A 20,340-nucleotide genomic window follows, 5' to 3' on the forward strand; every position below is an offset into this window, starting at 1 on the left:
CCGAACGGCTGCCTTTTTTAAGAACAAGTGCTTGTGTCCTTTAGTTGAACAAAGCAGCCGGGTCGGCGGCAAAGTTCTTGGCAATGGCTTTCACCGTCGCAGCATCAAGCGGCTCATCGAATGCTTCGGCACCGGCAGTTGCCGATACGCCCGTAATCAGCGTCTGCACGTTGATGCCGGGGGTAGCACCCTGATTGACATTGTCCTCGGCGGGAAAAGTAGTGGCGGAGTTGCCGGCCAGGTAAGGGCCTACTGAAGCGGGTGCACCGGGGAAACCACCATTAGGTAGCGGCGGCGTACTGGCCGTTTCATCGGGCGTAATCCAGCTTTTGGGAGTAGCGGTATTCTGAATGCCGCCGCGCCGGAACGAGCGAATGCGGGCCGAATGCCGGGCCTCCACCGAATGAATGTTGAGAGCCGCCTGCAGAATGTTCTTGGTCGCGTCCGTGTTCAGACTAGGAGCACCGCCTTTGTAGGCCCGCACGCCCGTGTCCACAAATTGCTGGCCTACCTTAAGAAAATCGTCCACGCTCGTGAAATTGCCTGCGTTAGGATTATCCAAACCACCCAAAGTGGGAAACAGGGCGGCACGGCGCTTGTTGTTCGAACCGGTATAGTCGAAGCCAGCACGACCAGGGTCAGGAATGGCATTGGCCGGGGTTAATACCGCCAGCAGGGTTTTGATGTGCAGATTCTCGTCATTGAGAATGATTTCAAAAGCTGCTCTCTGCTCCGGATTCAGGATATTCGAATTGAGGGCAGTTTGATAGAAGTACTTTTCAAGGTATTCCAGCTGCAGCGCTAGGTTCAGGGTGTCCTTCACCGCCTGGGGCAGGGCATTGGCCTGACCATAGGCTTTGGTAAATAAGGTACTCAGGCCCAGCGGCAGGGCCGCCGCCGTGGCTTTCCGGCCGAAGCCCAGGAAGTTACGAAAAGCGGCACGGCGTGAGTCGAACCGGTCGTACACCTCGGGGTCAACCTTGGAGATGTCGTCAATAATTTGAAATAAGTCCATTTTGAAGCTGAATTAGAAGGATGGGAGAAAGCACCGACGGGGCTTAGGCGAAATTGTTAGCGCTGAGCCTGGAACCCGGAGCCAGGTATCTGTTGGCGGTTTGCAATACTTCCTGTGGGCGCTTCGAGCGCTCCTGACCCGTGCCCGTGGTTGGGTTGATTTCCACCACATCGTCGGCGACGAAAGTATTAGGGGCCAACAGCTCACGAATAACGGCCGCGTGCCTGGCTTCTACCGACACGATTTTGCCCGCCAGGATGAGGTTGTCGTTGCTGCTGATGAAGCGACCCGCGCCGTTGTACGCAGCTACTCCCAAATCTTCAAATGCCTTGGCAGCATCCAGTACTCCTAACCGAGCCGAACCCGTCGGTGTCGTCCGCTGCGTGAAGTCGATGCTGCTGAAATCCGGAGTCAGGTCCCTAATAGCATTGGTGCCCAGTGTGCTTTTAAAGAATGCGGCGTGGATAGCCTCGTGGTCCTTCAGGTCTCTGAGAATGGCTTTCTCGCCCTCCGTAGCAGTGGTATTGAAGAACGACCCGGCTGTGGTGCCCACTACCTGGGCATAGAATGCGGCTTCGAGCTGCTCCAGCGCATAAGCAAAATTCAAAATACCAATATCGCCGGTGCCCACGTCCAACAAATTGGCGTTGGGGTCGATGCTGGTATCCTCGTCGTCATCGGAGCAGCCCGCGAGCAAGAGGCCACCTACGGCCAGGCTGGCACCCGTGTAACGGAGGAAAGAGCGGCGCGCCAGTGGACTGGTCAGGCCACGGCCGCGCTCATCGGGAGGGGCCACCGGGGAATTGTGGGAGTTGTGCATATAAAAGTGGAAAGTTGAATTGTGGAAGAACTCCCACTACTACGCCCACTCTCGCAACCCTGCCGTTGTATCAACCATAAATTAAGTAGAAATCCGGACGCATTTCCGTACAAATCCACGATACCTCCTGCTGAGTAACTATCTGTAAAACAGCCAGTGTTCAGGCTACTATCCTTCGACTGAGGCCACTGGATAAGGTTAGCAAAGCGTTCTGCAAGACTGACCGGGCACACGCCAAGCAGAACCAGGTGCATCGTAGCGGGAAAGGAGCCAAGCATTAGCAATGGTAGCTGAGCAAGGAGATTAGCAAGTCGTTCTGAAAAATTAAAGCGCTCCTGATGCTGTATGGTCAGGGTGTTCAGCGAGCCTGGTGTGGAACTGTTGCGCGAAGGAGAATAAAAATGAGAAGTCTATTCTTCTTCCAAAAACCGATATAAATCTCAAACATGAAATCAAGGTCGTATACAATCGTGTTGTTTCTTACCACGCTATGGTAGCAATATCATGTCGTCATAGCGGGCTATCTTCCGTCGAATTTGGAAAGAGGGTTTTGCGTCATGCAACCATGGTATAATCAGATGCGATAAGCTACGCATTACTTATCCTGCATTGGGCTGAAAATAAAATAACTGTTGATTGAGATAATGTTCAAAAGCCCCGACAAAACCCCCAAGCAGTACACGCCTGGCGAGGCGCTGCAAAAGATTGCCGCCTTCTGCGCCTACCAGGAGCGCACCCAAAAAGAGGTCGAGCAAAAGCTGCGCTCCTATGGCCTCGATGAAGACGAAGCCGGAGAAATCATCATCCGCCTGAGCCGCGAAAAGCTGCTGGACGAGGAGCGCTTCGCCAAGGCTTTCGTGCGCGGGCACTACCGCCAGAAAAAGTGGGGCCGCCGCCGCATCTTCCAGGAGCTGAAGCAAAAAGGCATCAGCGAATATTGCATCAAGGCCGGCATGAAGGAGATTGACGGCGAGGAATACTACCAGAACCTGGTCGAGATACTGGAGAAGAAGGACCGGCAGGAAAAGGAAACTAACCCCCGCGTGCGCCGCATGAAAATAGCCCAGTACCTCACCGGCAAAGGCTACGAGCAGGACCTGATAAAAATCGCACTCGACGACCTGGGCAAGCCAGAAGAAGAGTAAATAGAAGTGAAGTGGCGCGGAGCCTTCGCTCCGCGTCCCCCACACCTTACACAAGCACCTACTGCTTAGGCCCTGCCGCGGGCAGGCTCAATTGCTGCCCTAGCACCACGTGCCGCCCGGTAAGGCTCCGCAGCAGCGGCACGAGAATCTGCTCGGCATTGTGCTGCGTTTCGGCCAGAATACCCGATTGTAAAGCGGCGTTGCGGACCTGGGCTTCGGCGTATTTATAGCCTTCGTCCACCAATTCAGCATCCTGAAAAAAACCATTCTCCGTATTGTAAACGCGGCTCTGGTTGTGGTTAATCTGAAAGGTGCACAGCTCTGGCGGCGGCAGTGCCACGCGCACCACGGAATCGCCTTCCAGCACCACATCTTGGGGCTTCAACTTGCGTAAGTCGATGCAGCCCACCGCTTCGCCCCCCACGATAAGCGCCACTTTCGACTCGGGCAGAAAGCGGTAGGTGCGGCGCTTATACTCCACCACGTCCCGGAAATAGTAGCGCACCAGCTCCAACCGGCCCAGGGCTTCAACCTGTGTCAGCACCGTATTGTGGGTCACGGTGACTTGCGGCTCATTAATCCCCAGCGGGTTAAGGCTGCTGAGTGTCGGACCAATCTTTTTCCACAGCAACCAGCCCAAACCCGCTAAAAACAACAGCGGTAATGAGCGGCGGGCGAGGCGAATTAGATTCATATTGGCAAAGTACGGGTGCTTTACCTCGGCGTTGGGCCGGGGGCGGGACTAGCTTTGCAGCTTATGCAGCAGCTGTCTTTATTTCGTTCGCTCAGCCAGCGTTTTTGGCAGCACTACCCAGTCCTGCTGGCGGGGCTGTGGGTGCTGGTGCAGCTGGTCTTTCTACGGCGGTTTCATGGGCCGCACTTTGCCAACGACAGCGCCCGCTATCTGCAATACGCCGCCGATATTGCCGCGAGTGGCTACTTCGCGCCGGGCCACAACCTGCGTTACGTGCTCTACCCGCTGTTTCAGAGCCTTTGGCTCTGGCTGGGCCTCGGGTGGTGGGGAATAATAGCCGGGCAGCTGGCTATTTCAGCCCTGGCGACGCGGGCCATTTACCGGGGCACCCGGCGCCTGGCCGACGGCAGCCGCGGTGCGGCTGCCCTGGCCACGTTTCTGTTCATCGCCTGGCCTGACATCCAACAATTTAACGTATTTCTTCTGACCGAGTCATTATTTATCAGTCTGGTAGCTCTGTCGTTCGGCGCATTCACCCGAGTGCGGAGCGAGCGACCGATGGATTGGGCCGTGCTGGCGATTGTCTTGGTTCTCACGGCCCTGGCCCGGCCCAACGGCTTCATGGTAGGGCTAGCAGCAAGCCTGGCGGGGCTCGATGCGCTACGGCGGCGCCCCAACCGCCGGCCGTGGCAGGTGGTCCTGCTGGGGCTGGGGCTACTCTCGCCGCTGCTGTGGCGGGCGCTCAATCATCAACTCGCCACCTATTACCTGATGGACACCTATCAGCGGGGCGAGCTGATTTTCCGCTACCAGCTTTGGGCCGTGCATCAGTCAAAGCCCCTGACCATGCCACCGCCCGGCACCGGGCCAGCGGCCCGGGTGCTCTACTTTGCCGCCCACAACCCTGGCTACCTAATCCGCCTGATGCTGGGCAAGCTATTCGTCTTCCTCAGCTACCTCAAGCCTCACTATTCGCTGGCGCACCGCGTGATGGGCGTGCTCGTGCTCTGGCCCGGCTACGTACTCGCGGGGCTAGCTGCCCGCCGGGCGGCTATTTGGCGGCCAGCGCGGGTATTTCTGGGGGGTATTTTCCTGCTTCAAACGGCCATCATCATGCTCACCGTTGACGACTGGGACGTACGGTTTCTGGCGCCGGTACTGCCAGTGGTGTTTGTACTGGCCTCGCTGGAAATAATGACACGCGTCGGTCATCAGTCCAAAACGACACCGCTGGCCGCCGCTTAGCCGCTCTATGCCTCCGTTCCGAACCGCTGCTGCCAGCCGGCCCACGCCTGCAAGCCCCCAGTATGGACCGCCACCACGGTACTGCCCCGCCGAAAGTACCCTTTCCCAATCAAATCAAGCACCCCAAAAAGCAGCTTGCCGGTATAAATCGGGTCAAGCAGTATCCCGTGCTGCTCTCGAAACTGCCGAATAAACACCAGTAATTCCGCCGAATACTTTGCGTACCCGCCAAAGTGGTAATCGGTTTGCAAGGCGTAGTTGGCGAATACTTGGCCCACTGCCGCTTGCGTTAGCGCGTCGATTTCGGCGCGCAGGAACCCGCCATTTTTCAGCGCGACCACCCCGATGGCTTGCTGCTGCCCTCCTAATCCCACCAAAAGCCCCGCCAAAGTGCCGCCCGTACCAGCTGCTACAGCCACCGCATCGAACGCTGTTTGCTGCTGAATTTCAGCCACAAGCTCAGCACAGCCTTGTAAGGCCAAGGTGTTGGTGCCGCCCTCGGGTAGCAGGTAAGCCGGCCCAAAGTGTGCCAGCTGCTCCGCGATAAACCCAGGCTCGGTACGCCGACGGTAAGTACTACGGTCGAGGGAGTGCAGAATCATGCCATTGTCCTTGGCCTGCCTGAGCGTAGGATTCAATTGCGAAGCCCCAGACCCAGCAGTGGGCTCATCACCCCGAATCAGACCGATGGTTTTGAATCCGAACAACCGGCCGGCAGCGGCCACGGCAGCAATGTGATTAGAGTAAGCCCCACCAAATGAGAGTAGCGTGTGGTGGCCCTGCTGCCGGGCCGTTGTCAGATTATACTTGAGCTTGCGGGCCTTGTTGCCGGGCAGGTCGGGGTGCAGCAGGTCGTCGCGCCACAGCAGCAGGCGCACACCTTGCGCCTGCGCTATGGGTTCTTTTAGCTCCTGCAAAAAGTTACTCACCCCATCCTTGCTAATATTAAGCAACAGGCACAACGGCTTCGTCCTCCGACGACTCTTTGCGGCGCGCTGCGTACACGCCCGCGCCCACCATCACCAGCAGCAAGGCTACGCTGGAAGCCAGCGAAACGCCGTTGCCCACCACGTAAGCCTTGGGCTCGAACTTGAATTCGATGGTGTGGGCACCGGCCGGCACTTGCATAGCCCGCAGCACGTAGTTGGCCCGAATGTGTGGTGTCGGCTTGCCGTCGATGAAAGCCTGCCACCCGTCAGCGTAATAAACTTCGGAGAACACCACCAAGCCGTCTTGCGCTGCGCTGTAGCGGTATTTCAGCTCGTCGGGGCTGTAGTTGGTCAGGGCAATGGTGGAGCCGGCGGTATTGTAGGTAGCAGCTTTTTGCTGCGGAAACTTGCTCACATCCACTACGGCCTCGGTAGCGGGGTTCAAGGTGTTGAGGGCCGCCATTTCCTCGTCAGGGCTTTTCACGGTTCTCACCTGGCTCACAAACCAGGCGTTGCCGAGGGCCCCAGGGTTGCGCTGCACGGGCTGCTTGGGGTCGCCGGTGATGAGGTAGCGCATATTCAGCATATTGAGTACCTGCTGGTTGTTGTTCGAAATTTGGCGCTCAATCAGGTCCTGATAGCGGCGTAGCTTGGCCCCATGGTAGCCGCCGATGCTCTTATGAAAGTAGGAAGTCTGAGCTTCATTGAATGGATTTTGTACGTTGAGTACCCGGTAGCTCAAGTCCTTGTCTTGCAAAATCTGTTGGTCGGCCGGCGAGGGCTGGAAAGTCGCGGCGATGGTAGTGCTCTGGAATTTGTCCGTGCCGAGGTAGCGCTTGTCTACGCCCCACAAATCGACCAGTACCAGCCCCACCATGATGATGGCTGCTGGCACAACCTGCAAACGACCCTTGAGGTGGAAGTACAGCACCCCCAGCGCCGCCCCAATGAACAGCAGCCCGCGCCACACGTCGTTGCGCAGCAGGTCGGCCCGGTCGGCGCGCAGGGCACCAAGCAGCTGCGGCGTAAAGCCCTGCTTGGTCAGTTCCCCGTCAATTGGGGCAGCGAAGTCGAAGCTGAAGCTCGCCAGCCATGCCACTAAGCATAAGCCCGTGGCAATGGCCCCGGCATAGAGCACCTTATGCAGCAGCGTCGTAGTATCGGCCGAGACTGGCCCCGTCGAACCACTCGAACCGGCCGCGGCTTTGGCTGCTTTAGCCAGCGCCGGGTGAAGCTGTGGGTCGGCCGCTACGGCGGGCTGCGGGGCCGCCCGGGGCCGCAGCACCCGGCTCAGGGCCAGCGCTCCCAGAATGGGCATGGCTAGCTGTGCGATAACCAGCGCCATGCTTACCGCTCGAAACTTATTATAGCCCGGCAGCAAGTCGAAAATCAGGTAATTGAAGGTCTCGAAATTCTTGCCCCAGGCCAGCAGAATCGACAATACCGTACCCGCCAGTAGCCAGTAGCGCGTCCGCTTATCGACCACAAACAAACCCAGAATAAACAGAAAAACTACCACCGCGCCCATGTATACCGGACCAGCCGTGTAGCTCTGTTGGCCCCAGTAGGTCGGCATCGAGGCGAGGTATTCGGTGGGCAGGCCGGCTTTGGCCAGGTTAGAATCGGTGCCGAGCGGCATGGAGCTGGCGCCGCCGTAGAAGTTCGGAATCAGCAATGTAATGGTTTCGCCTATGCCGTAGCTGTACTGAAAAGCGTAGTCGCGGTCGACACCCTTACTAGCGTCGTCGGGCGCAGCGGCGGGGGTCTGGCCGGGAGCGGTAGGCGCTGGCGATTTCAGTTCGGAGCGGCCGCGGTTGCTGTACTTGCTGTATTCCAGTGTAGTATAGAGGCGACCGAAGCTCACGCCTACTGCCAGCGCAGCTCCCAGGCCCAGCAGCGCCGTACGCTTCAGGAACTCCGGCAAGCGGCCCGCCCGCGTCGCTGCCACCAGCTCGATGACACCAAAAATGGCTACCAGCAGCAGCAGGTAATACGTAATTTGCAGATGGTTGGCGCGCACGTTCAGTGTCAGGCCAATGGCGAATAGGGCTGCGCCTAGCCACTTATTGCGGCGGTACGTGGCTAGCAGACCACCCAGCACCAGTGGCGCATAAGCCAGAGCAATGCTCTTGGTGTTGTGGCCAGCGGCCAGAATGGCGAGGTTGTAGCTCGAAAAGCCCAGCGCCACGGCGCCCGCCACGGCCACCAGCGGCCGCACGCCCAGCGCCACCAACAGAATGTAGCCGCACAGCAACGCCAGAAACAGATTGGAGACCACAGCAGGCAGCCCTAATGCCATGGCTCTTTGCAAGTAGCCCGACCAGTCGCCCGGAAAGTGCAGGCTGATGAGGTAGGTGGGCATACCCGAAAACATGGAGTTGGTCCACAGCGCTTCCCGGCCCATAGCCTTCGCATACTCCTGTGCTTCGTGGGCACCGCCCTGAAACTGGGTAATATCGTGCTGCGCTAAGCTCTTGCCCTCAAATACGATGGGCGAAAAATAGACGCAGGCCAGCACCACAAAAAACAGCACCGCCAGCACGTGCGGCAAAGCCCGCTGCCACCAGGGCGCAGACGAAACAGAAAAAGCAACAGCAGCCATCAGGGCAATTTTAGGGAACACAAAAACGTGCCCGAAGGTACAGTAGAACCACGCGAAGGCCTACTCGGTCCCGAACCATTCCGCTCGCCGCCGCCAAATTGACTGCCTCCAGTGCTCCCCTCAAGCTTTACCGCTGACAAGGAATCCCTGTACCCAGACTATTTTACCTCCTCAAAATCAACGTACTCCCCACCTTTGAAGCCTCGCGGCCTCTCCGGTTCGGCGGCGACGGGCGGTACGTAGTCAACCCGCACTTCGCCGGGGGCCGGCGATGGGCTAGGCCGAGATTGTGGCGGCACTACAAAGCCGCTGTTGCGCATTTGCTTGCGCATGAAGCTGGTCAGCACCAGCCGCAGCACAATAGGCAGCACATAGCGCAACGCGAGAAAGATGAGAATGAAAGTGAGCCAAAAACTCATAGATTCTGAAACGTAAATGCCGCCGCAAGGTACAATCAGTGCCTGCTGACGGTCAGCCAGGCAACATACTTTAGCGCCGGTTTGGTGCCGGCAGGCTCGCTCATCCCTTCCTGCTCAAGCAGCGCCAATACTTATTGCCGGAGAGCCCGCGCTACTACGCCAGCCACCAGCCCGCCAACCGTATACCAAGCTATGGTCATAGCCTGGGTTTGGGGCGTGCGGTTGCTTGGTACTTCGCCCAGACCCAAAGGGCCCGGCAGCAACACGCCGCCCGCCCCGGCCACCAAACCCAGCAACAAGCCGCGTTGCAACGCACGGCGACTATTACCCACCAAGCTGTAATACAGACCATTGCTTAGTATATCGCCAGCCATCATCACGTTAAACAGCGTGTCGTCCGCTGGTTGGGGCGCATCGGCTTTCTGCAATATTTTGCGCAGCCCTCGCATGCCGAGGACGTCCATACGAGGTGCATCTCCAGGGCGCAGCCGGCGGGCGGTTTCGTGTAGCAGGGTCAGAGCTACGGCACCGGTCAGGCCGGCAGCCAAGGAAGTCAGGAGTTTCATAGGAGCATGAATTGATTTGGAATTGAAACGCGGACTCGCTGACCGGGTTACTTAAATATTTACGCGGTAGCGGTTGCGCGGCTTCCGGCACCATGCCTATCTTTGTAATCCCTTCCAAAACCATTGGCCGGGCATCAAGCCGATTTAGCTCAGTTGGTAGAGCAGCTCATTCGTAATGAGCAGGTCGTTGGTTCGAGTCCAATAATCGGCTCCCTCAATACAAACAGCCCGAAGAAACGCTTCCATCATGAGAAGGTTTTTTCGGGCTGTTTGCATTCAAGACTCTTGCTTTCTGCTTTATTAAAATGCATTGACCTGATGACATGGCCTGTGCATCAACGGAAATCTAGTGTAGTTTCTGCATAGTGAAACACGGCTTAACTCGTCGTGAGCAGGCAAATATTATAAATACAATTTCTTGATAATTTGACAGTCATAATTTAGCTGGTGAGGTTTCGTTTGCAGAAAGCTCACTTTACAGGCTATACCATGCGACAACACAGAACTGCGCCAGGACCGGGTGGTTTATATGTGCTGATGGCCTTTCTAGCGGCGGCTGGCTTGGCCTGGGCGCTGTGGTAGCACATGGCACCCTCATAGCAATCTTAAGAAAAAGCTGGCTATGGGGCTAATTCCCGTGCGTGAGCTATTTGGTTGAAGGAGGCCACTACTTCTACCACTTCAGCCAGAAAAGCCGGCTCCGCTTCGATATGATTGCCGACCACCACTACATCGGCGCCCGCGGCCAGCGCAGCGTATACTTTCTCGCCCGAATTAAGGCCGCCGCCCACCACGATAGGCGTGGCCACAGCCTCGCGCACGGCCGCTATCATAGCTGCCGATACGGGGTTCTGAGCGCCGCTGCCGCCATCCAGATACATTAGCTTCAGACCTAACTGCTCGCCAGCCAGCGCAGTACAAGCCGCGATACCCGGCTTATTATGAGGCAATGGTAGGGTGCCGCTCATATACGAGGCGGTAGTGGGCCGGCCCGAGTCAACTAACATGTAGCCGGTGGATAACAGCTCAAGCCCGCTGGCTTTGAGTTGCGGCGCGGCCACAACGTGCTGACCAATCAGAAAGTCGGGGTTACGACCCGAGATGAGTGAGAGCAACAGCAAACCATCGGCGGGTCCTTCGAGGTGCATGCTGTGGCTCGGAAACAGCAGCACTGGCACGTCAGAATGCTCCTTAATCAACGCAATGAGGGCAGCCTGGTGCGAACTCAGTACCAAGCTGCCCCCCACAAAAAAGTAGTCTACCGGATGCTCCTGGCTCAGGCGAAGCAGGTGCAACAGGCTGGTTTCGTCTAGGTTATCGGGGTCGAGCAATACGGCCAGCGCCTTGCGGCCGCGCTGCTGACGGGTCCGTAGGGCATCATAAAGACTGGGAGTGGTTGGACGCATCCGGGGAATCGGGAGAAGCAAGCGAGGCGACGGGAGCAAACCCGGTTTCGGCGGGTGCGTACTCCGGGGAAGCCGCAAGGTCGGAATTTTTGTCCGCTGGGAAAAACTCACTCAGTTTTTTCGTCACTAAAGCCAAGGCTACCGCGGCGGCTTGCCCCACCAGCACCTTCCCGGTATCCGATGTCAGGAATGCCTGCAGTACCGAACCCAGCATGCGCGAGCGGGAATTTTGGGGTTCGCCATCCAACGTGTCCTGCCCATCAAACGCGTGCGAGGTGGGTAGGCGCCGGCTATCATCGTAGGGCAGATCCTGGAATGGGTCGTCCTCAAAATCTTCGGTATCGTAGGGCGAAGGCTCGTGCGGTAAGCTTTGTTCACCATCCGCCGCATACTGCTCCAAGTTCAGGGCCGACTCTGTTCGCAGCCCTGGCGCGGTGGACCTAAAGCCCAAATCATTGTCTTCATAATCGTGCTCATCATCGGCTATAAACGCCTGTGTCGAATCGGCTGCTGACCGGTAGGACTTGGTGCTCTTATAGCGTTGGCCGTTGCCAGCCGTGTAGTAGTCGTCGCCAAACTCATTATCCAAGTCGTCTTCGTCGCGGTCCAAGTCCCAGTTCGTACCGTAATCGTCTTCGTTTTTCACGTAATGGTTACGCTTGCGCTTCTTGCTACCAAACGCTTTGGTGATAAGCCAGATGCCACTCACCAGACCGGCACCTACCAGCGCTACCTTGCCTACCTTTATCGACTGTTCCTTGATGTGGTTTACGTCGCCGCGGAGGGCGCGCTCGTACTCCAGCTTCTTGCGTTCGAGAAACTCTTTTTCTTCCTCGAAGAGGGGATTGTGCAAATCACTCATGGCAGACTAAGCTTGGCGTTTGTCAGATTTATAAATAGTATCCTTGAGCATTTTGTTGGCGAGCCCCTGAAAAGCGGCTTTGTCGACGCCCACCAGCACCAGAATCAGCAACAACAGGTAGAAGCCCGCCACGATGCCAAAACCCAAGAATGCACTGTCTAGCGCCACGTTCAGGGCTAGCCCCGCAAATACGCTGAAAAAAATGAGAACTAGCAGGCCGAGGATGGCCAAAGCAACGCCATGAATGGTACTGACAACAATTGTCGTGGCTTTTTGCTGGACTTCCAGCCGGACCAAGTCGATACGGGTGTCGAGGTAGCCCGTCAGATTGCCAATCAAGCTGTCGTTGCGGGGTGTTTTGGAAGTGTCGTCGTCGAGAACCATACGGCGCGAAATTGAGAAACAGAAAAAGAAATTGACCAGCAAAAGCGTCACGATACCGGCTACGCCGGGTAATGGACTGCGTCGGTTCTACGGAAAATTTCAGCGCGCGGCTGACTTTTGTGCGGCCCTTTGTGTTTGCCGCGTAGCGTGAGTCAGAATCATTATCAAGTCCTTGGAGTAGCCGTCAATGCCCCGGCTGCCGATATTAAACGTGCCTACCGCCGGTTGGTGGTTCGCTACCATCCCGACAAGCACGGCGGCGACGTGCGCTATGAAGACGAGTTCAAAGCCGTTGCCGTGGCCTACCGGGTGCTCAGCGAACCTGGCCGCCGCGCCGCCTACGATTTCCAGCTGGCGCAGGCAGCCCGCCGCGCCGAGGAGGCCCAGCGCCAGCAGCAACATCGTCCGGCCACGCAGCACGTGTACGGTGTGCCCATGCCACCGCCCGCCCCGCTGCGCACCCGCCCACCTGCCGGTAGCACCGAGCGACACTACCAGCGCATCCCGCAGCAGCGCGTACGGTTCAACCGCCGCGACTGGACCCTCACCCTAGCTCTTGTCCTCGGAATCGCGCTATTTACGCTAGCCGTGAAAGTGACCATGGACCGCGTGACGGCCAATAACAATTACGAGGATGGCCTCCGCGCTTATGCCCGCGGCCAGTGGTCCTCGGCCTATAGCTACCTGGAGGAAACGTTGCACTTCCGACCCGACTACGCGCCCGCCCTGCGCCGTCGGGGCGAGTTAGAGCAACTATTCAACCATAACCCCCGCGCCGCACGGGCCGATTTTCAGGCAGCCCTCCTGCAGCCCCAGCCCCGCCGTGTAGCTGCGGACATGCTATACCGGCTCGGCCGCTGCGAAGCCGAGTTGGACCATCCCGCCGCTGCCGAACTCAGCTATACCCGCGCCCTATTGCTCGACAGTACCCTCAGTGCCGCCTACCTGGCACGCGGCGAAAACCGCCTCCTCGATCTGCAGCAGCCCGAGTTGGCCCTAGCCGACCTTAGCAATGGTCTCGCCCAACGCCGCCGGGCCAGAGCCCCCACGCCTTGGCATTACGTGCAGGTACGCGGGGTAGCACTCACTTCTCTCGGACGCTACGATGCGGCGCGGACCGAGTACTTCCAGGTAATTCAGGCCCGGCCCAAAGACGGCCGCACCCATTTCTTACTTGGCCGACTAGCCATCCACACCGGTGACTCCACCGCCGCCTGCGAATTCTACCGCCGTGCCTTGCTGCTGGGCTACGAATACGCCCGCACCGCAGAAGCAGCCTGCCGGTAAGCTGGACCATAAAGCCACATGCTATAAACGCAACAACCGCCGCTGGCACTAGGCCAACGGCGGTTGTCGTGGTTGTTATCAGTAGCTCGAAAAGCCTACTTGGGCATCAATACACTGTCGATTACGTGAATCACGCCATTGCTCTGGATGACGTCGTAGGTCGAGATGGTTGAAATGCCGCTTTTCTCGTCTTTCAGCACGATGTTTTCCGGGCCGTTCATCATCGCAGTCAGGGTGCCACCGCTTACGGTTTTGAGGGTCGCCGAGCCTTTGCCGGATTTGATGGCAGATTTAATTTTATCAGCCGTCATATTGCCGGCTACCACGTGGTAAGTCAGAATTTTGGTGAGAGTAGCCTTGCTTTCAGGCTTCACCAATGTTTCTACCGTGCCAGCGGGCAGCGCATTGAAAGCAGTATTGGTGGGAGCAAATACTGTGAAAGGACCTTTGCCCTGCAGGGTTTCAACTAAACCTGCTGCTTTCACAGCCGTTACCAGTGTGGTGTGGTCTTTCGAATTCACGGCGTTGGCCACGATATTCTTGGTCGGGTACATGGCCTCACCGCCCACCATCACAGTGCCGGGGGTCATCGTGGCCTGAGCCGAAACAGTGGTAGTAGCAGCAGCGCTCAGGATGGTGGCGAGGGCGAGGGAAAAGAAAGCCTTTTTCATTCTAGTAAATAAATGATTGGTTATTGTGAATTATGCCCCACCTACGCGCCGGCTTGAGCTACCGGATTGCCTCGACTGTAATTTTTATCACATTATCCCAACACTAAGCAGCTAACTGCTTACGCATACGACTAGCCACTATTACCTTTCTTGCCCGTTTTAGACTCCTATCAGTGTCCAAGTTGAGAAGGCCGAGCTTCAAACCTATTGGTACCCTGCTGGACAAACCTTTTTATACTCCTCGCATTCCGCAACCTGAGTTAAATAATAAGAGGACTTCAACCAACTATTCAGTACCTATCTGAATGATTAGTAACCTTAGTCGTGCCGTTAGGAGCTTTGGTCGAGAAAATGCCACGGTTTGACGAAGCCCCCACCATTCCTTTTACCCGCTCTTTACCTTTGACCTATTATCCCTGCACGGGTTGGAAATGTGGAAAGGAAGGACCTCTCGTGCGGCGGCGCTCTGGTTGAACAGGTGGGGTAGACGCCTCTAAACCAGAGCCGCCACTTCAAGGCCGTCGCATTCGTGCGACGGCCTTTTTTGTATCATAACTAAGCTGATATGTCGGTTCTCAGCAATCCAGGACCACATCGCTGAATACGGCACAATTCAATAGCAGGAGCCTGTCTTGAAAGCGCGGATTAACTACTAAGAAGTTTAACACTGAGAGAGGGATACGCTACAGAAGCATCCATTATCGTGGATTACATAAAGCTGGCGTGCTTCGGCAGGAGCGTGTCCTGACCTCATAAAACCTTGTACAGGCCTGCCAATGCTAAGAATTGCCCCCCTGAACCGTTATCCGTCAAAGCAAAAAGGCCTCCAGCGTAACGCCAGAGGCCTTTTTTGTGGCAACAGTTGGAATCGAACCAACGACACCAGCATTTTCAGTGCTGTGCTCTACCAACTGAGCTATGTTGCCGTTTCCCCGCTGCTGAAACGTGCTTTGGGGACCGCAAAGGTACGAAACTAAAACTATGACGCAAGATGTAGAGTAAAAAAAGTGTTTGTAGTCTGTCTTTCCACACCAAAGTATTCGGCATGCCGAGTATATTGCGGCTCCAAACGTTCCCACTTCCTTACCTTTACCCGTATGTTGGAGCACATCATCTTTTTTCTGCTGCTAGTGGCAGCCTTTGGGTTTTTCGCGTGGCAAGTCCGAAAGATTCGGGCTAACATCCTCGTTGGACGCGAGCGAGACATGAGCGGCCATGCCGCCGAACGATTCAAAAAAACACTGCTTGTAGCTTTTGGGCAGCAGAAGATGTTCAAGCGCCTCACCCCCGCCCTGCTGCATTTGGTGGTGTACGTCGGCTTCCTGGTAATTAATATTGAGGTGCTGGAAATCGTGGTTGATGGCCTCTTCGGGACCCATCGCTTCCTGAGTTTCCTCGGCCCAGTGTATGATGTGCTCATGGCGACCAATGAAATATTGGGGGCGTTAGTCATCATCGCCGTAGCTGCATTCTGGTGGCGCCGCAACCGGACGAAGCCCGTCCGGCGTTTCACTGGTGTCGAACTTCGGGCCTGGCCCAAGCTGGACGCTAACATCATCCTTTACATCGAAGTAGTGCTGATGGCGGCCCTGTTTACGATGAACGCCGCCGACCTGAAGCTGCACCAACTGAGGGGCCAGGACCTGCCCGGCACGTTTCCCATCAGCGGCTTGCTCACCGGCTTATTTCCAGCTAATGAAAGCGTGCTGCACCTACTGGAGCGCGTGGGATGGTGGGCGCACATTACGGGCATCTTCCTGTTTCTAAACTACCTACCTAGTTCCAAGCACTTCCATATTATCATTTCGTTTCCGAACGTATGGTACTCGCGCCTCGTGCCGCAGGGCCAGTTCAGCAACGTGGAGAGCATCACCAACGAGGTGAAGGCCATGATGGACCCCAGCTTTGTGGTGCCGCCCGCCCCTACCGCGCCCGATGGCTCGGCGCTAGCGCCCACGCCCTTCGGTGCCAAGGACGTGGAAGACCTGCCCTGGACCAACCTGCTGAATGCCTATTCCTGCACGGAGTGTGGCCGCTGCACGTCGGTATGCCCGGCCAACCTGACGGGCAAGCTGCTCTCGCCGCGCAAAATTATCATGGACACACGCGACCGGATGGAGGAGAAGTACAACTCACCCCTGATTTTCCGACCCAACGTGTACGGTGAAGAAGCCAAGCACGAGCCCATCACCGACTTAGCCAATGCCACGCTGCTACGCGGCAAAGTGACCCCCGAAGAACTCTGGGCCTGCACCACCTGCAACGCCTGCGTTGAGAGCTGTCCGGTGAACATTAACCCGCTGGAAAGCATTATTGAAATGCGCCGTTTCCTGGTGCTGGAAGAGTCGGCGGCGCCCAATTCGCTCAATGTTATGTTCTCGAATATTGAGAATAATGGGGCGCCGTGGGCCTTCTCGCCGTCGGACCGTTTCAACTGGGCCGATGACTTGTTCGCCGCCGAGAAATCGGCCGATAACGTTTCGCGCGAAGTTTCGCCGCGTTAAAAACACGTTTCGCGGGGGCCAACTCGCCTTGGCGCAACTTTTCTTTCTCGTCGCGAAACCTCGCGCTAAAATTGTCTAGACTAATGACTCCCGAAATAACCAAGCGCCAAATCAACGTTCCCGTAATGGCCGACCTGGCGGCCCGCAACGAGTCGCCCGAAATCCTGTTTTGGGTAGGCTGTGCTGGTGCTTTTGATGACCGTTACAAGCGAGTGACCCGTGCCTTCGTACGCATTCTTGACCACGTAAGCGTCAAATATGCCGTGTTGGGCCTCGAAGAGTCGTGTACCGGCGACCCCGCCAAGCGGGCGGGCAACGAATTCTTATTTCAAATGCAGGCCATGCAGAACATCACGACAATGAACGGCTACGGCATCAAGAAAATCGTGACCGCCTGCCCGCATTGCTTTAATACAATTAAGAACGAATATCCCGCGCTGGGGGGTGATTATGAAGTTATTCACCATAGCACCTACCTACAGCAGCTCATCAACGAAGGCAAGGTTGGCGTAACCGGTGGTGAGAGTTTTAAAGGCCGCCGTATCACTTTCCACGATTCCTGCTACCTGGGCCGCGCCAACAACATCTATGAAGCACCACGCGACGTGCTGGCCGCCCTCGACGCTGACTTGGTGGAGATGAAGCGTAGCCGCGCTAATGGCCTCTGCTGCGGCGCGGGCGGCGCCCAGATGTGGAAAGAGCCCGAGCCTGGCAAAAAGGACATCAACATTGAGCGCACCGAGGAAGCCTTGGCTACCCTGAGCGGCGCGGCCGAAGCCTTGGCCAACCTAGGTGGGGTTGAGACGGAAACCAGCGCGCCGGGCCAACACGACTTACAGGGTAGCATTATCGCCGTTAGCTGCCCATTCTGCATGACGATGATGAGCGACGGCGTGAAAAATAAGGAACAAGAAAACCGCGTTCAGGTATTTGATTTGGCAGAGTTGGTGGCTTCAGCTGAAGGCATCAATGCCTAACAATCACCGATTTTTGGGCTTGGGCGCGGATTGGTCGGATCTACAAACGAATTTTGCTTTCCCGAAAGCTACCATTACAAGCTGAGGGAAATAAACTTTTGCTGGCTTCCGTTAGACTGTAAGTAAGCAAAGTCGTTTACAGAAATTTGACCAACCCGTGCCCTAATTCAAAAATCGGTGATTCATGTACGTTGCTTTTGACCAGCTCCCGCCCGAATCCCGGGTGTGGATTTATCAGGCCAACCGCCTCCTTACGGGCCCGGAAATAATGTCCGCCCTGCCTGGCCTTGCCCACTTTGCCGAGGAGTGGACCAGCCACGGCAGGAACCTGTGCGCTTCGGCGCAATTCCTGCACCAGCATTTTCTGGTCATTGGGCTTGATGAGGGCATTGCCGGAGCCAGTGGCTGCTCCATCGATGCCTCGGTGCGGTTCGTGGCACAGCTAGAGCAGCAATTGGGCGTGGAGCTGCTGGAAAAATCCCAGTTAGCCTTCTTGCGTGATGGCGCAGTACAGCTACTAAAACGGGGCGAGGTGAAGGCGGCTGTGGCGGCCGGCACGATAAGTTCGGATACTTTTTATTTTGACAATACCTTAGCCACTAAGAGCGAACTGGATACCAAATGGCCGCGCTATGCTGGTCAAACTTGGTTGGCCCGTTACTTTGGACAGGAAGAAAAAAATGGGCCCCTTGCGTGAATCCTACCTAAACGTAGTATTATTGCTAACCCAAAATTGCCTAATTGGGAATTTTTCCCAATTCCCCTTTCCACCCCTCCCACCACCACACCTATGAGGAAACTATTATTCATCTGCGCCGCGGCGGGCTCTACCGCGATGCTGAACGGCTGTGCCAGCACGGGCAGTATGAGCAAAGGTGACAAACAATTTGCCCGCGGCCAGTATGAGTTGGCTATTCCCTTGTACCAGGCAGACATTGCAAAAGGCAAAAATGCCGCTATCTCGAATTTCCGACTCGGGGAGGCTTACCGTCTTTCCAACCGGATAGAGCTGGCAGAGCCATTCTACAAAGCCGCTTTAGATGGTGGGGTGAAAAACGCCGATGCAGGTTACCGCTATGCGGAGGCGTTGCGGGCCAACGGGAAGTACGACGAGGCGGCAGCGCAGTTTACGACTTATGCTACCAGCGGCGGCAACCGCACACTGGCTGCCCGCGCCGAAGCCGAAGCTAAAAACGCGACGGCCAGCAAGGAAATCGCCGCTATCAAGAACAAGTACGACGTAATGCCGGTGGATGCCTTGAACTCGCCGGCCTCAGACTTTGGTGGCACGCTGGTGGCCAGCACCGGGGACTTCGTTTTCACCTCCGGCCGCGAGGGCAAAAAGTACCTCGGCAACGGGGAGAACTTTAACCATCTCTATGCCATCAAGTTTGATAATGCTGAGGCAATGAGTGGCGGGACGGCTCGCAAGCTCGAAGGCCCTTTTAACTCCGAGAACAAGCACGAGGCCAGCGCTACTTACACACCGGATGGCAAAACAATGGTGTTTGCCCGCTCGAACGACGGCAGCAAAAAAGGCTACCTGAGTGTCGACCTCTGGATTTCCTATAACAAAGCCGGAGCGTGGAGTGAGCCGGTACTGGCCAACATCAACGACCGTACGGCCGATGATTTCTCGCCCGTATTCGCGCCTGATGGCACCACGCTGTACTTCGCTTCGAGCCGCAAGGGCGGGCAGGGCGGCAACGACCTCTACAAGGCCTCGCTCGGCGCCAATGGCCGCTTCTCACCGGCCGAAAACCTGGGCGAAACCATCAACACGCCCGGCAACGAGAACTTCCCCGGGGTGGCTCCGGATGGCACGCTGTACTTCGCTTCCGATGGACGGCCCGGCCTAGGCAAGCTGGACCTGTTTGTGGTGCAGGGCGGAAAGGCCGTGAACCTCGGCGCGGATGTGAATAGCACCGGCGACGACTTCGCTCCCGTACCAATGGGCAAGGACGCGGGCTTATTCAGCTCGAACCGCGCCGGTGGCAAGGGCTCGGATGATGTATACATGTTCAAGAAGAAGCCGCTGAAACTGGTGACTTTTTATGCCGACGGTACGGTATTGGAGCATGACGACAAAGCGGGTACTACCACGCCCGTGGCTGGCGCGCAGGTTTCCATTGTTGGCCCCACTGGCCAGCAGCTGACCGCTACCAGCGGCCCGGATGGTAAGTTTAATATAAAGCTGGACTCGGCCGCTGCCAACTACGTGGTGCGGGCCGAGCGGACCGGCGACTTTGCCGCCCGGGCCTCGCTGAGCACCGTGGGCCGCAAGCCTGCGCAGGACCAGCTGCCCAACCTGACGAATGACATTCAGATTCCGGTAACCCTGACGCTGAATAAAATCATCCTGGCCAAAGCCATTGAGGTGAAGGACATCCTCTACGACTACAACAAGTATAACATCCGGCCGGATGCCGCTACCCACCTCGACACGCTGGTGCAGACGTTGGTGGACAACCCCAAAATCTCGATTGAATTGAGCTCGCACACCGACCAGCGCGGCAAGGACGCCTACAACCTGAAGCTGTCGCAGCAGCGCGCGCAGGCCGCCGTTGACTACATCGTGAGCAAGGGCATTGATAAGGCTCGCATTACGGCCAAGGGCTACGGCGAAACCCGTCCCGTGGTGACCAAACCGAAGACCGAAGCAGAATACCAGCGCAACCGCCGCACCGAGTTTAAGGTGACGAGGGTAGCCAATTAACTGGAAGCTCCTGCTTCAGCAAAAGTCCCCGTAGCTTTGGTTGCGGGGACTTTTTTGTGCCCTGTCTCTGGTCGGCCGAGTCAGGAAATGAGCGTGGA

18 protein-coding genes and 2 tRNA genes are annotated in these 20,340 nt (G+C 56.8%); 8 read left to right on the top strand and 12 right to left on the bottom strand.

All coding sequences use genetic code 11. The features are described 5' to 3' along the window. Positions 1-40 precede the first annotated feature (40 nt). Both WX88_RS09090 and WX88_RS09095 read right to left on the bottom strand, forming a co-directional pair. The gene (locus tag WX88_RS09090; RefSeq protein ID WP_052732517.1) at positions 41-1,015 is read right to left on the bottom strand and encodes a ferritin-like domain-containing protein; all 975 of its coding nucleotides are present in this window, start codon (positions 1,013-1,015) and stop codon (positions 41-43) included. Positions 1,016-1,058: 43 nt separating this feature from the next. Further along, the gene (locus tag WX88_RS09095; protein WP_046244023.1) at positions 1,059-1,835 is read right to left on the bottom strand and encodes a ferritin-like domain-containing protein; all 777 of its coding nucleotides are present in this window, start codon (positions 1,833-1,835) and stop codon (positions 1,059-1,061) included. 644 nt (positions 1,836-2,479) lie between these two features. Here WX88_RS09095 and WX88_RS09100 point away from each other — a divergent pair. Next, entirely contained in the window at positions 2,480-2,980 is a 501-nt protein-coding gene (locus WX88_RS09100; protein ID WP_046244024.1) for a regulatory protein RecX, read from the top strand. A gap of 58 nt (positions 2,981-3,038) precedes the next feature. Here the strand turns inward: WX88_RS09100 and WX88_RS09105 are convergent, their stop codons facing one another. Next, entirely contained in the window at positions 3,039-3,674 is a 636-nt protein-coding gene (locus tag WX88_RS09105) for a DUF4230 domain-containing protein (RefSeq protein ID WP_046244025.1), read from the bottom strand. A 63-nt stretch (positions 3,675-3,737) separates the two neighbouring features. On the opposite strand from WX88_RS09105, the gene WX88_RS09110 reads away from it, so the two are divergent. After that, positions 3,738-4,919: a glycosyltransferase family 39 protein gene (locus tag WX88_RS09110; RefSeq protein WP_046244026.1), complete on the top strand. Its 1,182-nt coding sequence runs from the start codon at positions 3,738-3,740 to the stop codon at positions 4,917-4,919. A 5-nt stretch (positions 4,920-4,924) separates the two neighbouring features. Here WX88_RS09110 and WX88_RS09115 read toward each other — a convergent pair whose 3' ends face one another. The 4 genes from WX88_RS09115 to WX88_RS09130 form a co-directional block, all read right to left on the bottom strand. Further along, positions 4,925-5,848: a 1-aminocyclopropane-1-carboxylate deaminase/D-cysteine desulfhydrase gene (locus tag WX88_RS09115; RefSeq protein WP_052732518.1), complete on the bottom strand. Its 924-nt coding sequence runs from the start codon at positions 5,846-5,848 to the stop codon at positions 4,925-4,927. A 16-nt stretch (positions 5,849-5,864) separates the two neighbouring features. Further along, positions 5,865-8,450, bottom strand: a complete 2,586-nt coding sequence (locus WX88_RS09120) for a YfhO family protein (RefSeq protein ID WP_046244095.1) — start codon at positions 8,448-8,450, stop codon at positions 5,865-5,867. 158 nt (positions 8,451-8,608) lie between these two features. Then, positions 8,609-8,869, bottom strand: coding sequence for a hypothetical protein (locus WX88_RS30765; RefSeq protein WP_046244027.1), 261 nt, complete (start codon positions 8,867-8,869; stop codon positions 8,609-8,611). A 131-nt stretch (positions 8,870-9,000) separates the two neighbouring features. Continuing rightward, complete coding sequence (locus WX88_RS09130; RefSeq protein ID WP_046244028.1) at positions 9,001-9,435, bottom strand: hypothetical protein; 435 nt, start codon at positions 9,433-9,435, stop codon at positions 9,001-9,003. Positions 9,436-9,573: 138 nt separating this feature from the next. Here WX88_RS09130 and WX88_RS09135 point away from each other — a divergent pair. Continuing rightward, positions 9,574-9,646: transfer RNA gene (locus WX88_RS09135), tRNA-Thr, on the top strand. 409 nt (positions 9,647-10,055) lie between these two features. Here the strand turns inward: WX88_RS09135 and WX88_RS09140 are convergent. Genes WX88_RS09140 through WX88_RS09150 form a run of 3 tightly spaced genes read right to left on the bottom strand, consistent with a single transcriptional unit; the run spans position 10,056 to position 12,087 of the window. Next, positions 10,056-10,841, bottom strand: a complete 786-nt coding sequence (locus tag WX88_RS09140; protein WP_046244029.1) for a geranylgeranylglyceryl/heptaprenylglyceryl phosphate synthase — start codon at positions 10,839-10,841, stop codon at positions 10,056-10,058. Further along, positions 10,813-11,703 carry a hypothetical protein gene (locus WX88_RS27410; protein ID WP_052732519.1) on the bottom strand — a complete coding sequence of 297 codons (891 nt, stop codon included), beginning with the start codon at positions 11,701-11,703 and terminating at the stop codon, positions 10,813-10,815. Before WX88_RS27410 ends, WX88_RS09140 begins: the two co-directional genes overlap by 29 nt. Positions 11,704-11,709: 6 nt before the next feature. Continuing rightward, positions 11,710-12,087 carry a phage holin family protein gene (locus WX88_RS09150; protein WP_046244030.1) on the bottom strand — a complete coding sequence of 126 codons (378 nt, stop codon included), beginning with the start codon at positions 12,085-12,087 and terminating at the stop codon, positions 11,710-11,712. Positions 12,088-12,234: 147 nt separating this feature from the next. Here WX88_RS09150 and WX88_RS09155 point away from each other — a divergent pair, with 147 nt between their 5' ends. After that, positions 12,235-13,374: a J domain-containing protein gene (locus WX88_RS09155; RefSeq protein WP_197076727.1), complete on the top strand. Its 1,140-nt coding sequence runs from the start codon at positions 12,235-12,237 to the stop codon at positions 13,372-13,374. Between the two features lie 95 nt (positions 13,375-13,469). On the opposite strand, the gene WX88_RS09160 is transcribed toward WX88_RS09155, so the two are convergent. Both WX88_RS09160 and WX88_RS09165 read right to left on the bottom strand, forming a co-directional pair. Beyond that, on the bottom strand, positions 13,470-14,045 hold the full coding sequence (locus tag WX88_RS09160) for a fasciclin domain-containing protein (RefSeq protein ID WP_046244032.1): 576 nt from the start codon (positions 14,043-14,045) through the stop codon (positions 13,470-13,472). A gap of 853 nt (positions 14,046-14,898) precedes the next feature. Next, positions 14,899-14,971 (bottom strand) — tRNA-Phe (locus WX88_RS09165). A 171-nt stretch (positions 14,972-15,142) separates the two neighbouring features. Between WX88_RS09165 and WX88_RS09170 the strand changes: the two genes are divergently transcribed. The 4 genes from WX88_RS09170 to WX88_RS09185 all read left to right on the top strand — a co-directional run bounded on the left by WX88_RS09170 (position 15,143) and on the right by WX88_RS09185 (position 20,242). Continuing rightward, positions 15,143-16,549 (top strand): (Fe-S)-binding protein, encoded by a 1,407-nt coding sequence (locus WX88_RS09170; protein ID WP_046244033.1) that lies wholly within the window; start codon positions 15,143-15,145, stop codon positions 16,547-16,549. 125 nt (positions 16,550-16,674) lie between these two features. Further along, positions 16,675-17,526 (top strand): (Fe-S)-binding protein, encoded by an 852-nt coding sequence (locus WX88_RS09175; protein WP_046244097.1) that lies wholly within the window; start codon positions 16,675-16,677, stop codon positions 17,524-17,526. 184 nt (positions 17,527-17,710) lie between these two features. Further along, entirely contained in the window at positions 17,711-18,223 is a 513-nt protein-coding gene (locus WX88_RS09180) for a hypothetical protein (RefSeq protein ID WP_046244034.1), read from the top strand. Positions 18,224-18,316: 93 nt separating this feature from the next. Beyond that, positions 18,317-20,242: an OmpA family protein gene (locus tag WX88_RS09185; protein ID WP_052732520.1), complete on the top strand. Its 1,926-nt coding sequence runs from the start codon at positions 18,317-18,319 to the stop codon at positions 20,240-20,242. Positions 20,243-20,340: the final 98 nt, after the last annotated feature.

Source organism: Hymenobacter terrenus (assembly GCF_000972495.1).
Lineage (GTDB): Bacteria > Bacteroidota > Bacteroidia > Cytophagales > Hymenobacteraceae > Hymenobacter > Hymenobacter terrenus.

Bases quoted from the DNA above. Each gene is read 5' to 3' on its own strand.
- WX88_RS09090 (WP_052732517.1), bottom strand. From the start codon at position 1,015: ATGGACTTATTTCAAATTATTGACGACATCTCCAAGGTTGACCCCGAG.
- WX88_RS09095 (WP_046244023.1), bottom strand. From the start codon at position 1,835: ATGCACAACTCCCACAATTCCCCGGTGGCCCCTCCCGATGAGCGCGGC.
- WX88_RS09100 (WP_046244024.1), top strand. From the start codon at position 2,480: ATGTTCAAAAGCCCCGACAAAACCCCCAAGCAGTACACGCCTGGCGAG.
- WX88_RS09105 (WP_046244025.1), bottom strand. From the start codon at position 3,674: ATGAATCTAATTCGCCTCGCCCGCCGCTCATTACCGCTGTTGTTTTTA.
- WX88_RS09110 (WP_046244026.1), top strand. From the start codon at position 3,738: ATGCAGCAGCTGTCTTTATTTCGTTCGCTCAGCCAGCGTTTTTGGCAG.
- WX88_RS09120 (WP_046244095.1), bottom strand. From the start codon at position 8,450: ATGGCTGCTGTTGCTTTTTCTGTTTCGTCTGCGCCCTGGTGGCAGCGG.
- WX88_RS30765 (WP_046244027.1), bottom strand. From the start codon at position 8,869: ATGAGTTTTTGGCTCACTTTCATTCTCATCTTTCTCGCGTTGCGCTAT.
- WX88_RS09130 (WP_046244028.1), bottom strand. From the start codon at position 9,435: ATGAAACTCCTGACTTCCTTGGCTGCCGGCCTGACCGGTGCCGTAGCT.
- WX88_RS09140 (WP_046244029.1), bottom strand. From the start codon at position 10,841: ATGCGTCCAACCACTCCCAGTCTTTATGATGCCCTACGGACCCGTCAG.
- WX88_RS27410 (WP_052732519.1), bottom strand. From the start codon at position 11,703: ATGAGTGATTTGCACAATCCCCTCTTCGAGGAAGAAAAAGAGTTTCTC.
- WX88_RS09150 (WP_046244030.1), bottom strand. From the start codon at position 12,087: ATGGTTCTCGACGACGACACTTCCAAAACACCCCGCAACGACAGCTTG.
- WX88_RS09160 (WP_046244032.1), bottom strand. From the start codon at position 14,045: ATGAAAAAGGCTTTCTTTTCCCTCGCCCTCGCCACCATCCTGAGCGCT.
- WX88_RS09170 (WP_046244033.1), top strand. From the start codon at position 15,143: ATGTTGGAGCACATCATCTTTTTTCTGCTGCTAGTGGCAGCCTTTGGG.
- WX88_RS09175 (WP_046244097.1), top strand. From the start codon at position 16,675: ATGGCCGACCTGGCGGCCCGCAACGAGTCGCCCGAAATCCTGTTTTGG.
- WX88_RS09180 (WP_046244034.1), top strand. From the start codon at position 17,711: ATGTACGTTGCTTTTGACCAGCTCCCGCCCGAATCCCGGGTGTGGATT.
- WX88_RS09185 (WP_052732520.1), top strand. From the start codon at position 18,317: ATGAGGAAACTATTATTCATCTGCGCCGCGGCGGGCTCTACCGCGATG.